The sequence below is a fragment of the Acinetobacter sp. WCHAc010052 genome (assembly GCF_002165295.2).
Classification (GTDB): domain Bacteria; phylum Pseudomonadota; class Gammaproteobacteria; order Pseudomonadales; family Moraxellaceae; genus Acinetobacter; species Acinetobacter chinensis.
The window spans coordinates 1,265,727-1,280,568 of record NZ_CP032143.1 but is presented as its reverse complement, the minus strand read 5'-3'; the positions used below and the strand labels follow the sequence as shown (position 1 = coordinate 1,280,568).

The window sequence follows — 14,842 nt, the reverse complement described above, 5'->3', positions numbered from 1 at the left end:
ATTAAAGTACAAAATCCAACTGTCTTTTTGCTAATCCATACAGCAAATCTATGCAAACAAATAAGCGATTAAAATAATAAAGACTTGTAAGCTCATCACTGTCCCAAACCACAACCAACCCTTTTGGCGTAACGCGACTCGATCTATACTTTGATAATTGACTGTTTTTATCATTTTAGCACCCTCATTTATTCTTCACTGAATTGATAAGATATGGAGCAAAAAATCTATCCTTATCTGAACAATTTAAATGAAGCAAAAAATAAACCAAGTTTTGAAATGTAACTAAAGATTATTTTCCACTCAATTTTAAACGTGCATGCAAAGAAAAAAGCCACTTTCGAGGCTTCTTCAAATCAATTGATATTTAAAAATATCAACCAATAAATTTACGTGCATTACGAAACATACGTACCATGCACCATCTTCTGTCCATTCTTCAGGTTTCCAAGAATGCTGAATCGCACTGAAGGTTACGTTCAAGGTGTAATATCTTCATCCAATGCAAGCAGAACAGCATCTATGGAAAATAATACGATCGACATAAGCAATGCAAATTCACGAAATTGGATTTTAAATTTCATTATCATTCTCAAATATTTTTATAACAATTAATAGATAAAGCATTAAATAATTGCTTATGAGATTTACAACTTAATTAATTGATATCATTTTAATTTTATCTAAAAATCAAAAAAATACCCCACCTATCAACTCAAAAAATTTCAATAGAGTATTTAATCATTAGAAATATTATTCCCCAAATCGCCATTTCTATACAGATATTTATAGAATAAAATGCCAAAAATAATTTTCTTTTATTATATTCATCACATCGCTCATTCTTGATTTTCATATAATTTAAAAAAAATGAAAATTTCACGATCATTAGTGCAATATTTCTGATACTTAGATTCCAATAAAGGAACTTGAGAAAATAAAAATAATTTAATATTTCATTTAATCAACTTATTATATCTTTCATCTAAAATTTTATTGGGAGTTAGATGATTTAAAAAAAAGTTGCTTCCTTGATAGAATCCAATTAATGACATCCTTAAACTAGCTATCATAATTAAAAAAGAAAAAGATCCTAATAAATCAAGATATTTTTTTATTTCTAAATTTGGATTATCAATTTTAAACCCTATACAAAATAATACTATAAGTAAACTTATAAACATCTTAGTAAAAATTGTAGTTTGCATTTTATTCCTTTAAAAAAAAAAGCCCCTTTCGGAGCTTCTTCAAATCAATTGATATTTAAAAATATCAACCAATAAACTTACGTGCATTACGGAACATACGTAACCATGCACCATCTTCAGTCCATTCTTCAGGTTTCCACGAATGCTGAATCGCACGGAAGTTACGCTCAGGATGCGGCATCATAATCGTTGCACGACCATCTTTTGACGTCACACCAGAAATCGCTTCAGGAGAACCATTCGGGTTTAATGGATACTGTTGAGTTGCATTACCCTGACTGTCTACATAACGTAAGATCACCTGATTACCTGCATTCAACGATGCAAAGTTTTCAGCAGTCGTATCTGCACGACCTTCACCATGTGCCACGGCGATTGGTAAAATTGAACCTTCCATACCTTCTAAAAGAATAGATGGAGATTTTTCAACTTTGACGTTCACAACACGCGCTTCAAACATTTCAGACGTATTACGACGGAAACGAGGCCAGTTGTCTGCACCTGGAATCAGTGGAGCAAGCTGTGCAAGCATCTGACATCCATTACAGATACCGACAGAGAAGGTATTGTCACGGTTAAAGAATTTTTCAAACTGATCACGCAGTTTTGGATTGAACAGTACAGATTTAGCCCAACCACCACCTGCGCCCAGTACGTCACCGTAAGAGAAACCACCACACGCCACTAAACCTTCAAAATCGTCTAAATCAATACGACCTGAAAGTAAATCGCTCATGTGAACATCGACAGTGTTAAAGCCAACTTTATCAAATGCCGCAGCCATTTCCACATGACCGTTTACGCCTTGTTCACGTAAAATCATCATGTTTGGACGGCGTTCATTGATGTATGGCGCTTCTACTGGCTCATTCAAATCGAATGTTGGTAATGCAATAATACCTTTATGGTTTTTATCAGCAATCAATGAATATTCAGAATCAGCGGTTTCAACGTTATCACGTAAGCGCTGGATCTGATGTGAAACTTCAGTCCAGGCCTGTTGTAATTCAGCACGTTCAAGCACTAAACCATTCACAGATAACGTGTCTGAATCATTCACTGTACCAACAACAGCAATCGCATCTTTCAAGCTTGAAGCAGCAACTTCGTCTGCCAGAGTTGCCCAGTCTGCTTTAGAAATCTGTAATACTGCACCAATTTCTTCTGCAAATAAGCTTTCAGTCGATTGATTTTCAAGTGCTACACCTAAGCGTGAAGCAAACATCATTTCAGCAACAGTTGCGAGTAAACCACCATCACCAATGTCATGATACGCTTTGATCAAGCCACGGTTGTTCCAGTCCTGAACCAGTGCAAAGAATGCTTTGAAATCATCAAAGCTGTCTACGTCAGGTGTCACTGAACCGATTGCCTTATAAACCTGTGCAAGGATCGAACCACCTAGACGGAACTGACCTTTAGACAAATCAATGCGAACCAGTACTGAATCTTCATTCTTCAGTTCAGGTGTCAATGTTTTACGTACATCTAAAACAGGTGCAAATGCAGTAATCACGCCAGACATTGGTGAAGTTACAGATTTGTCTTCACCTTCGTCATTCCAAGTGGTACGCATTGACAATGAGTCTTTACCAACTGGAATTGCGATGCCTAATGCAGGACACATTTCCATACCAATGGCTTTTACACCCTCGAATAATGCCTGATCTTCACCTTTCTGACCCGCAGCCGCCATCCAGTTTGCAGACAGTTTAATGTCGCTGATCTGTTCGATGTTGGCACACATGATGTTTGAAATAGATTCAGCAACTGATAAACGAGCAGAAGCCGCAGGATTCAACAATGCCACAGGTGGACGTTCACCCATTGCCATTGCTTCACCTGTATAGCCTTGTAAGCTTGTGGTTGTTACAGCAGCATCCGCCACTGGAACCTGCCAACGACCCACCATCTGATCACGTGCAACCATACCTGTGATTGAACGGTCACCGATGGTGATCAGGAATGATTTAGATGCAACTGTAGGATTTTTTAAGACACGGAAAATCGCATCTTTTAAATCAGTCACTTGTACAGCAGTAAAATCATCACCTTTACGTTCAACAGTTTCGTATGAACGGCTCATACGTGGAGTACCGCCAAGCATCACTTGCATTGGCATATCCACCGCTTTGTTATCAAACAATGGATCGTTTACAGTCAACTGACGTGCTTCAGTTGCTTCACCAAGAACGGCAAATGGGCAACGTTCACGCGCACAGATGGATTCAAATAATTCTAAAGATTCTGGTTTGATCGCAAGGACATAACGTTCCTGTGCTTCGTTTGACCAGATTTCCATTGGAGACATACCAGGCTCTAAGGATGGAATCTTACGAAGATCAAGGATTGCGCCTAACTCGTGATCATTAACAAGTTCAGGCATTGCATTGGAAATACCACCCGCACCCACATCATGTACAGATACGATTGGGTTGAAGTCTTCCATGCGCCAGCAGGCATCAATCACTTCCTGGCAACGACGCTCCATTTCTGGGTTTTCACGTTGAACTGAAGCAAAATCAAGGTTTTCACCGAGTTTACCGCTGTCTACAGAAGACGCTGCGCCACCACCTAAACCGATGAGCATTGCAGGACCACCAAGGACAATCAGTAAGTCGCCTGGTTGAATTGCATCTTTTTCGACATGGTCAGGACGGATGTTGCCGTAACCACCTGCGATCATGATTGGTTTATGGAAACCTTTCACATCACCATTTACATTCTGTTCAAATGTACGGAAGTAACCGTTTAATGCAGGGCGACCAAATTCGTTGTTAAATGCAGCGCCACCTAAAGGACCATCAATCATGATCTGTAAAGGTGAAGCCATACGTGATGGTTTGCCATAGTTGTCTTCCCAAGGCTGTTCAAAACCAGGAATGTTCAGGTTTGAAACTGTAAAACCTGTTAAACCTGCTTTTGGTTTACCACCACGACCTGTTGCGCCTTCATCACGGATTTCACCGCCTGAACCTGTCGCAGCACCTGCAAATGGTGCAATCGCTGTTGGATGGTTATGGGTTTCCACTTTCATCAGAATGTGAGCGGCTTGACTCTTGTATTTATAAACGTGGTGACCTGTCGCTTCGTCTTTTTTCGGATAGAAACGTTGAGTATCAAAGCCCACGATCACAGATGCGTTGTCTTTATATGCTGACAATACGTCTGTTGGAGATTCTTTGTAGGTATTCTTAATCATCTGGAACAATGACAATGGCTGAACTTCGCCATCAATTGTCCATTCAGAACCAAAGATTTTATGACGACAATGTTCAGAGTTTGCCTGAGCAAACATCATCAGTTCGATGTCATGTGGGTTACGACCCAGTTTATTGAATGCCGCAACTAAATAGTCAATTTCTTCATCAGACAGTGCAAAACCAAACTCAGAGTTTGCTTTGACTAATGCATCTTTACCTTGACCTAAAATATCAATTGAATTTAAAGGTTTTGGTGCAGTTTCAGAGAATAATGCCGCAGCATCATCAATCTGATTGAAAACACTTTCCGTCATACGGTCATGTAAAACCTGTTTAACTTCATCAGATACGTCAGAAATACCCTTTAAAGTAAACAAAACACCGCGTTCTAGGCGGTGTACAGGTGTATTACAGTTGGCAAAAATATCAGTTGCCTTAGATGACCACGGCGAAATTGTACCGACACGAGGTGTCACTAAAATCTGGACTTCATCACTTGCAGCCTGACGAACTTCAAACGATGCGCCATCGTTTAAAAGCTGTAAAGCAGATTGCTGTTGTTGCTCGTTGAGCGCTTGGTCGAAAAGGTAAACCCATTGGCTTTCTATTGATTGAACAGAACTGATTGACGCAAGGCGTGCTAATAGTTGTGTTTGCTTAAAAGAAGAGTGTGCAGGTGCACCGGCAACGATAAACATGCTGTTTTTGGCTCCACGGGCAGGTCTAGACAACCTACCGCAATGTGACTTGAAGAGAGCGCATATTCTACTGTGTATTACTCAAATCAGCTAGATGGAAAATCACGAATCTGCAAGCTAATCGTATAATAGTTCAAAGAACTGCTTTGTTTTCAGATAAAAGTTTTGAATCTACAGCAATAGAAAGGCTCAGGCTGTTTGTATCCAGATAATTCAGGAACACCCACGTTACATATCTGAATAAAACCGTCTTTATGAAATATGATCTACTGCATAAAAAGCAGGACTGAAACATCTGCTGGATGATTCAGTCCTGCCCTATTAAAAATCAGATTAAGAATTTCAGTACTACGCTATATTTTTACGGTCTTCGAGATCAATTTCTTTCAGTGATTTATGCTTGGATTCTTTCAGCAGGAAAATAGCAATCATCGACATCACACTGATACTCAGAATATAAATAATGACCGGTAAAGTACTGCCAAACTCTTTCCACAGCATTGTAGCAATCATTGGTGCAATTGAACCTGCCAGAATGCCTGCAACCTGATAGCAGAACGAAACACCTGAATAACGCATGCGGGTCGGGAAAATTTCCGCCAGTACTGCGCCCTGTCCTGAATACGTCACGCCCTGGAAAAATAAACCGACACACATGGCAAACAGAGTGACCGCAAAACTTCCCTGATCCAGTCCATGAAAATAGAATGGCATCCACAGTAAAATACCGACATAACCAAACATCATGATATTTTTACGACCAAACTTATCAGACAGATGACCACCAAAAATCATGGCAAAAAAGTGGAAGGTATTGGCACACAGGAGCAGCAAAAGCATGGTGGTATAACCAATATGATGCTGAACCGACAGATAGGTGATCGAGAAAACCACAATAATATAATAAGCCGAGTTTTCACCTACACGCATCAGCATGCCGCAGATTGCCTGTTTTGGATAATATTTCAGAACTTCCTTGAGACCAGCTGAAGATTTTCGGGTCGCTTCCTGCTTTTCAAGTGAAGCCTTAAAGACGTCCGATTCTTCTACATTCTTACGGATATAATAGCCAATGATAATAATGACTGCTGAAAGCCAGAAAGCAACCCGCCAGCCCCAAGCCAGAAATGATTCTTCTGGAAGTGTCATAGAGAGTGTCAGCAGTACCAGACTGGCTGCAACACTTCCCGCAGGCGCAGCTGCCTGTAAGAAGCTGGAGTAAAAACCACGACGCTTTTCATCGCTGTGCTCACTGACCAGCAGCATTGCACCACCCCATTCCCCCCCGACAGCAAAGCCCTGTATAAATCTTAAAATGACCAGCAGTACGGGTGCCATATAACCAATCGAGGCATAACCTGGTATACAGCCGATCAGAAACGTTGAAGCCCCAACCAGAATCAGACTGATCTGCAGAAGTTTTTTACGACCGTATTTATCACCAAAATGACCAAAGACCAGACCACCGATTGGTCGTGCGAGAAAGCCCACCGCATAGGTTGCAAACGCAGCAATAATCCCGTCAAATACTGAAACCCCAACCCCGCTGGATGGGAAAAAAAGTTTGGAAAATACAAGCGTACTTGCAATCCCGTAAATAAAAAATTCATACCATTCAGCTACTGTGCCTGCCATTGAAGCGCCAACCACTTTCCGAATGGATGCTTTATCCTTTGCTGCACTTTCCAGTGCAGCAGACTTATCTGTTGTCAATTCCATTTTATTTTTCCCTTCTTCATTTCCATAAAACAGCAGCTGAAATTTTTAGAACCGTTTTCAGCTAAAACTGTTGATTTTTATGTGATATTCCCTACACACACATATTTAATTTCCAGATAGTCTTCCAGACCGTATTTCGCTCCCTCACGTCCCAGTCCTGATGCCTTAACACCACCAAATGGTGCAGCTTCATTGGATAAAATGCCTGTATTTACACCGACCATACCGTATTCCAGTGCTCTTGAAACCCGAATGAAACGGTTCAGATCCTGGGTAAAGACATAAGAAGCCAGTCCAAACTCAGTATCATTTGCGTACTGCGCGGCTTCATCTTCGGTTTCAAATACAAAAACCGGTGCCAAAGGTCCAAAAGTTTCTTCTTTTGCACACAGCATGTCCTGACTGACATTTTTCAGCACAGTCGGCACACACCAGTTCCCGGGTTGCTGCACAGCTGTACCAGTAACCAGCTCTGCTCCTTTTGCCAGTGCATCATCAATCTGCTCCTGAACTTTCAGTGTGGCTTTGGCATTAATCAGGGGTCCAACTGTTGTTGATTCATCCAGTCCATTACCCACTTTTAACTGTGAAACTTTCAGTGCCAGTTTTTCCAGAAATTCATCATAAATTCCGCTTTGTACATAAATACGGTTGGCACAGACACAGGTCTGACCTGCATTTCTGAATTTACAGTCCAGCACCTGCTGAACTGCCTGCTCAAGATTGCAGTCATTAAAAACAAGTACCGGTGCATTTCCACCCAGTTCAAGTGACAGTTTTTTAATGGTCGGTGCAGACTGTTCCATCAGTTTTGCGCCAATCGGTGTAGAACCTGTAAAACTCAGCTTTTTAACCACAGGACTTTCAGTCAGGATTTTTCCAATCAATGTCGAAGAACCTGTTACCACATTCAGAACACCTGCAGGCACCCCTGCTTCAGTAGCCAGTTTTGCCAGAGCCAGTGCGGTTAAAGGTGTTTCAGATGCTGGTTTTAAAATCATGGTGCAGCCCGCAGCCAGTGCAGGCGCGACCTTGCGGGTAATCATGCCCGCAGGGAAATTCCACGGTGTAATTGCAGCACAGACCCCGATTGGCTCTTTAAAAACAAGGACTTCTGAGCTGTCCGCAGAAGGAATAATGTCCCCATACGCTCGCTTGCCTTCTTCTGCATACCATTCCAGATAACTGGCAGCGTAAGTTATCTCTCCTCTGGACTCTTTTAAAGGCTTGCCCTGCTCAAGAGTCAGTAAAGTCGCCAGTTCTTCCTTATGCTCATGCATCAGGTTGAACCATTTCTTCAGAACATCTGCACGCTGCTGTGGCGAATATTTTTTCCACAACACCTGAGCTGCCTGTGCCGTCTGAACACTCTCATGAATCTGAGCTTCAGACAGTACCGGCACAGAACTGAGTAACTCACCTGTGGCAGGGTTTGTAACATCTATTCGCTGCCCAGAAGCTGTTCCCCCTGTTTCAATCCATTGACCATTAATCAGACAGCGGTTTTCAAATACCGATAACGCCGTAACATCCATTTTCTTACTCCTGAAACTGTATTTCCCTGTTTTTCTGCTCAGTGATGCTTAGGGTTCATGCTTATAACGGGCTATTTTTTTCACCAGGGTGGACTGATCCACCCCAAGTGCCATTGCTGCCTGGCGCATTGAAGAAAACTTACTCATTGCTTCAATAATCAGGCTCTTTTCATAGGCAACCATGCGATCTTTCAAGGATGTGGATACTGCTTTTTTTAATCCAAATTCAGTAAATTCTTTCGGCAGATGATTCAGTGTAATCATCCGGTCTGTACTGGATACGAGCAGCCGTTCCACCAGGTTAATCAGCTCTCTGATGTTGCCAGGCCAGTTCCAGCAGGAAAGAAACTCCAGTACTTCAAGTTCAATCTCCGTATTCAGCCCATATTTCTGATTAACGTGATTTTTATAAAACTGTATGAGTGGAATAATTTCTGTCCGTCTTTCTCTTAAAGGTGCAAGCTCCAGCTCCACCACATTTAAGCGGTAATACAGATCTTCCCTGAACTCACCTTTGGAAATCTGAGTTTTCAGATGTTTATGCGTAGCTGAAATAACCCGGATATCAATAGTTTTATATTCAGTCGCACCGACCGGTATAAACCTTTGTTCTTCAATAACCTTTAAAATTTTGACCTGCAATGGCAACGGCAGATCACCTATTTCATCCAGAAAAAGTGTACCTTTGTGTGCAATTTCAAGCAGACCTTTTTTGCCTTTGGCAGATGCTCCTGTAAATGCACCTGCGACATAACCAAAAAGTTCTATTTCAAGTAAATTTTCAGGAATACCGGAACAGTTCAGCTCCATAAACACTTCAGAAGCCCGAGGACTGCAACTGTGTATGTAGCGAGCCAGTTTACTTTTCCCTGTTCCTGTTTCGCCCTGAATCAGTACTTTGCAGTCAAACTGAGCAATATGCGTTGCCTGGTCAAAGACAGCCTGCGACTGTCGGGAAATAATAAAATCGGTGTCACTGCACTGCACTTTATGCTGAGACTTGGTTTTATAAAGATTTTCCAGCTGTTCCTGAGCATGTTTTGCAGCAACAAGTTCGGTTACATCCCGCACACTGCTGATGATATAACTGACATTTCCCTGTTCATCAAAAAGCGGACTTCCTGTCACCAGTATTTTCTGATTCTGATTGATGGTCTGGACAGTGGTGACCACTTCCTTTTTTCTCAGAACATCCGCACTGATCGAGTTGGTCAGATACCCCTGGGTCACAATTTCATCCATACTGCGTCCGATCAGCAGCTTCCTGTCCAGACCTGTAATCCGCTCATATGCTTTGTTCACAGTAACCGTGATTGCATTTTTATCCGTGATGTACAGACCATCCTGAATAGCTTCCAGAATCGAGTTCACCGGTTCAGAAACAAAGGCATCATCAGACTTACAGAAACGAATCAGTTTTTGCCCTAATTCCTGCACAGAATCAGTTGAAAGTTGTTGCATATAAAGTTCCTTTTAATATGCTTCGCGGTAAATTTCCTCAATATCTGAAAGACTCAAAACTCGGGGATTATTCTTTAAAAGCCTTTTAACATTGATGGCTTCTTCTGCCAGATATGGAATATCTTCAAAAGGAATATTTAGAGTTTTCAGACCTGAAGGGATATTTAAATTACGACAAAAATCATGCAAATAAGCAACTACTTTCTGAACGTTTTCTGCATGATCTGCTGAAACTTCCAGCCGCATTGCAACCGCGATATCAGTAAACCGTTCTTCACATCCCTGTGCATTCCATTTCATGACATAAGGCAGCATTAATGCATTACTGACCCCATGGGACATTTTATATTTCCCGCCCAGTGGATAAGCCAGCGCATGTACTGCGCCTACACCACCATTACCAAAAGCCAGCCCTGCTATCAGACTTGCCGTTGCCATTTTTTCCCGGGCTGTCAGGTCTTCAGGGTTGGTATAAGCCTGCGGCAAAAACTCACAGATCAGCTGAATGGCTTTCAATGCCAGACCATCAGTAATTTCTGATCGGTTCAGTGAAATATAGGACTCAACTGCGTGTACCAGAGCATCGACACCACTTGCAGCCGTCACAGATGCAGGACAGGTTAAAGACATATAAGGAGAAACAATCGCAATATCCGGCAGCAATGCTTCAGAAACAAAGCCTTCTTTCGTCTGTTTTGCGGTATCTGAAAGGATTGCCACATTGGTCACTTCTGAACCTGTACCTGATGTGGTTGGAATTGCAATCAAAGGAATATTGCGTGAACTGATGGTGTCCAGACCAATATAATCCCTGACCGTCCCAGGCTTGTCAGAAAGTGAAGCAGTACATTTTGCAACATCCATTGCACTGCCACCGCCCACGGCGATCAGCACATCATTTTTCTGCTGATGAAACAGCTCAATACAGCGTTCAACCTGTTCCAGCTCAGGTTCTGGATTGACCTGATCATAAATATCAAAAGGAATATTCAGCTTTTCCAGTACTCTGTTGATCGTTCCAGAGTTCATAACACCCTGATCAGTAATAATAAATGCACGTTTTGCATTCATTTTTTCAAGCGCACTCTGTAGACTGTCCAGCGCATCCCGTCCTGTCACCAGTCTTCCGGCACTTTTAAAAATAGATAAATTTGGCATGCTGTACTCCCTTCACATATTCAAAAATCTTCAAGACCGCTGATGGATTTCCTGTCCATCTTTTTTAATCAGTCTCTGACCTTTCATATATCAAAATGCATGCCAACCATTAGCATAAAAATAACCAGCTGTTTTTATTCATTTATTTTATTTACCACCTTAAAAGTAATGATGATATTCAAACAGAATGATGAAGAAATTCATCATCAGTCCCCCAGGAGTCAGCACATCTGCTGAATCACACTGAAAAACATCCCTGGAAAGCCTGAATGTCGCCCGACAGCATCCACATATGACTAAAAATAAAGAAAAGACATGACAACTGATGTCGCACTGCACTGGTGCTTTACAGTGAAATTTGGCATGATGCAAAGCAGTAACAGAAACATTCAGTGAATAACGATAAATGACTCAGATGCGTTGGTTAGAACTGCTGTCCACAGTTCGTTTAGGCAGTAAAAAACAAAGTACAGAACAGGCACGCAGCCCATTTCACAAAGATTATGACCGCATTATATTTTCACAAAGTTTCCGGCAACTGAACCGTAAAACTCAGGTTCACCCTCTGACGCAACATGACGGTATTCACACACGTTTAACCCATTCCCTTGAAGTGTCCTGTATTGGGCGATCACTGGGGATGCTTGCTGCCGAAAAAATTCAGGATGAATTACCCGTATGGATTTCCCCTGCTGATGTTGGGGCAATCATTCAGGCAGCCTGTCTGGCACATGATATTGGCAATCCACCTTTTGGACATGCAGGTGAATATGCGATCCGTGAATGGTTTGATGATGCTTCACATACCGATTTTCTGAAAGACTTAAGCTCTGAACAACAGGCTGATGTCCGTCAGTTTGAAGGCAATGCCCAGGGATTAAGACTGCTGACTAAGATTGATTACCATCCCAATGATGGTGGTATGCGTCTGACTTACGCAACCTTAGGGGCTTACTTAAAGTACCCATGGTTATCCAGAACCATTGAATCTCAGGGTAATACCCCTGCAAGCAAACGCGCCAAATTTGGCTGTTACCAGGCTGAAAAAGACATTCTTGAACAGATTGCCCAGCAGCTGGGGCTGATACAGCTGGGGGACTTCCACTGGTGTCGCCATCCACTGACCTATCTGCTCGAAGCGGCTGATGACATCTGTTATGCGCTGATTGACCTTGAAGATGGCATTATTCTAAACATGCTGTCCTATGAGGAAGTGGAACCGATATTCCTTGATCTGCTGGGCGATTTTGGTGTTCCTGCTGAACTCAATATGCCTTACACCACCTGGCAGCAAAAAATTGCAGCCCTGCGTGGTCGTGTAATGAAACGCCTGGTGGATGAGGTAACCACAGCATTTGCCAGACAGCATTTTCAGATTTTATCCGGTCAGCTCAAAGGCTCTTTACTTCAGTACTGCTCCGAAGATATTGAAAATGGTATCAACCGTGCAAAAAACCTGGCGCGTGAAAAAATATTTGAACATCCGCAAAAGTCTGGTCTGGAAATTATTGCGCATCAAAGCCTCCAACATATTCTGGATGCCTTCATTCCACTGACCACACCCCATAAAACCCTGAGCTTCAAAGATGGGCGTCTGTTATCCATACTGGAGCGTTTTGGCGCACGATTCAGCCATGATCACTATGACAATATTATGCAGGTTCTGGATATTGTCAGTAAATTTTCAGATCATCAGGCGTATCAGCTTGCTCAGGAGTTACAGGGCAATAAAGCTGGATTTTTTTAAAACGATCAAGTCCTGAATGATTGGTAATTTTTCAGGCTTCGTTATACTCTCAACCCATTTGAACATATAAAGACCCTGCTTTGTATCCATGCGAAATCAAAGCATAAAGAACTAACTGCATAGAAGTGAATATACATAATGATCGGATGTCTGATTGGTGAAGTCTTAGCTTTGGAAGCACCGACTGTACTTTTAAATGTAAATGGCGTGGGCTATGAAATTGACACCCCGCTTTCAACCTTCTGCCAGCTGCAAAAAGGTCAGAAAATCACGCTATGGACGCATTTAGCCGTTCGTGAAGATGCTCAGCTTCTGTACGGTTTCTTAAATCAGCAGGAAAAAATCATTTTCCGTACCTTACTCAAAGTGAACGGTGTCGGTCCTAAAATGGCTTTAGGTATTCTTTCCACTTTAAGCGTGGAAATGCTGATTCATACTGTTGAAAATGGTGATGTTAAAACATTGGTCAAAGTTCCGGGTGTCGGTGCAAAAACTGCTGAACGCCTGATGATTGAACTGCGTGATCGTTTTAAGGCATTTTCTGCGGGAACATCATCTACTTCAACTGCATCACAGATCCAGTTTACTGGGAACTCTGCGGTTGCTGAAGCTGAAGCAGCACTACAGTCATTAGGTTACAAACCTTTGGAAGCTCAGAAACTGGTCAATGCTGCCAAAGGTGATTTTACTGAAGCCAGTGATATTATCCGTGCAGCACTTAAATCAATGAATAAATAGTTTTAATTATGAAGTTCCAGTAAATATTTGATACGCGTAAAAGTCATCTGCAACTGTCTGAGGCATGAGCCAGTAAAGGCGCAAGTTTTGAAATAACATGTTTCTGCGATATATTTGAAACAGTTCGGTAGTTGACGAGTTTTGCGGATGACAATGTTTTTTCTTACTTTTGGCGAATGAGAAATATATTTCGCAAGGTAAGGCGAGCCGCAGGTTTAACCTAAAATTTAAACTTTATCGATAAGACTCCTCAGTAATGACCATTATCAAAATTCATAATGGCATTATTATCAAAACAATTTCGGAAATTAGATTTATAAACGCTATGCAAGACCGTTTAATCAGTGGTTCTGAAAAACCCGAAGATCACTTTGATCGTGCCATCCGTCCTACCTCACTCGATGACTATATCGGTCAGCCGGTCGTCCGTGAACAGATGGAAATCTTCATTGGTGCAGCCCGTGGTCGTGCTGAAGCACTGGATCATACTCTTATCTTTGGACCACCAGGTTTAGGTAAAACCACACTCGCCAATATTATTGCCCGTGAAATGGGTGGAAATCTCAAATCCACTTCAGGTCCAGTACTTGAACGTGCAGGCGATCTGGCAGCTATGCTGACCAACCTTGAGGAAGGCGATGTACTGTTCATTGATGAAATTCATCGTCTTTCACCGGTAATTGAAGAAATTCTCTATCCTGCTATGGAAGATTACCAGCTGGATATTATGATCGGTGAAGGTCCTGCTGCTCGCTCCATCAAGCTGGATTTACCACCATTTACACTGGTTGCAGCGACCACACGTGCTGGTCTGCTGACTTCACCTTTACGTGACCGTTTTGGGATTGTACAGCGTCTTGAGTTTTATTCAGTTGAAGACCTGACGCATATCGTAGCGCGTTCAGCGTCACTCATGGATGTTCCAACCACACCGGATGGTGCTTTGGAAATTGCCCGTCGTGCCCGTGGGACACCGCGTATTGCCAACCGTTTATTACGTCGTGTACGTGACTATGCTCAGGTCAAAGGGACTGGTGAAGTCACCCAGGAAATGGCTCAGCGTGCGCTGGATATGCTCAATGTTGATAAAGACGGACTCGATACTTTAGACCGCCGTTATCTGAGTATGTTACTTGAACGCTTTGATGGTGGTCCTGCGGGCGTAGAGGCTTTAGCTGCTGCAATGGCAGAAGATTCAGGTACACTGGAAGATGTGATTGAGCCTTATCTGATCCAGCAGGGTTATGCCATGCGGACTGCCCGTGGACGTATTGCAACCAATCAAGCCTATTTACAGTTTGGTATGACTCCACCCGAACCTAAAGCCTGAAACAGGAACACTCAAAAAAAAGAGCATGGAATATAAAATTCCATG

Annotated in this window: 10 protein-coding genes; 3 read left to right on the top strand and 7 right to left on the bottom strand. The window is 42.2% G+C overall.

Annotation, left to right across the window (positions count from 1 at the left end):
• Positions 1-48 precede the first annotated feature (48 nt).
• From CDG61_RS17730 to CDG61_RS06350, 7 genes are all read right to left on the bottom strand, one after another.
• Positions 49-174, bottom strand: a complete 126-nt coding sequence (locus CDG61_RS17730) for a KGW motif small protein (protein ID WP_265936250.1) — start codon at positions 172-174, stop codon at positions 49-51.
• Between the two features lie 782 nt (positions 175-956).
• Positions 957-1,208 (bottom strand): hypothetical protein, encoded by a 252-nt coding sequence (locus tag CDG61_RS06375; RefSeq protein ID WP_087550814.1) that lies wholly within the window; start codon positions 1,206-1,208, stop codon positions 957-959.
• A gap of 64 nt (positions 1,209-1,272) precedes the next feature.
• Complete coding sequence (purL, locus tag CDG61_RS06370) at positions 1,273-5,109, bottom strand: phosphoribosylformylglycinamidine synthase (protein ID WP_087550813.1); 3,837 nt, start codon at positions 5,107-5,109, stop codon at positions 1,273-1,275.
• Positions 5,110-5,457: 348 nt separating this feature from the next.
• Positions 5,458-6,828: an MFS transporter gene (locus CDG61_RS06365; protein WP_087550812.1), complete on the bottom strand. Its 1,371-nt coding sequence runs from the start codon at positions 6,826-6,828 to the stop codon at positions 5,458-5,460.
• Positions 6,829-6,905: 77 nt separating this feature from the next.
• Positions 6,906-8,363, bottom strand: coding sequence for an NAD-dependent succinate-semialdehyde dehydrogenase (locus CDG61_RS06360; protein WP_087550811.1), 1,458 nt, complete (start codon positions 8,361-8,363; stop codon positions 6,906-6,908).
• Between the two features lie 48 nt (positions 8,364-8,411).
• Positions 8,412-9,824, bottom strand: coding sequence for a sigma-54 interaction domain-containing protein (locus CDG61_RS06355; protein ID WP_087511255.1), 1,413 nt, complete (start codon positions 9,822-9,824; stop codon positions 8,412-8,414).
• Positions 9,825-9,836: 12 nt separating this feature from the next.
• Positions 9,837-10,982, bottom strand: coding sequence for an iron-containing alcohol dehydrogenase (locus tag CDG61_RS06350; RefSeq protein WP_087550810.1), 1,146 nt, complete (start codon positions 10,980-10,982; stop codon positions 9,837-9,839).
• Between the two features lie 406 nt (positions 10,983-11,388).
• On the opposite strand from CDG61_RS06350, the gene CDG61_RS06345 reads away from it, so the two are divergent.
• The 3 genes from CDG61_RS06345 to ruvB all read left to right on the top strand — a co-directional run bounded on the left by CDG61_RS06345 (position 11,389) and on the right by ruvB (position 14,797).
• Positions 11,389-12,729 (top strand): deoxyguanosinetriphosphate triphosphohydrolase, encoded by a 1,341-nt coding sequence (locus CDG61_RS06345; RefSeq protein WP_087550809.1) that lies wholly within the window; start codon positions 11,389-11,391, stop codon positions 12,727-12,729.
• A 138-nt stretch (positions 12,730-12,867) separates the two neighbouring features.
• Entirely contained in the window at positions 12,868-13,467 is a 600-nt protein-coding gene (gene ruvA / locus CDG61_RS06340; protein ID WP_087511249.1) for a Holliday junction branch migration protein RuvA, read from the top strand.
• Positions 13,468-13,792: 325 nt separating this feature from the next.
• Positions 13,793-14,797 carry a Holliday junction branch migration DNA helicase RuvB gene (gene ruvB / locus CDG61_RS06335; protein WP_087511700.1) on the top strand — a complete coding sequence of 335 codons (1,005 nt, stop codon included), beginning with the start codon at positions 13,793-13,795 and terminating at the stop codon, positions 14,795-14,797.
• The last annotated feature ends 45 nt before the right edge of the window (positions 14,798-14,842 follow it).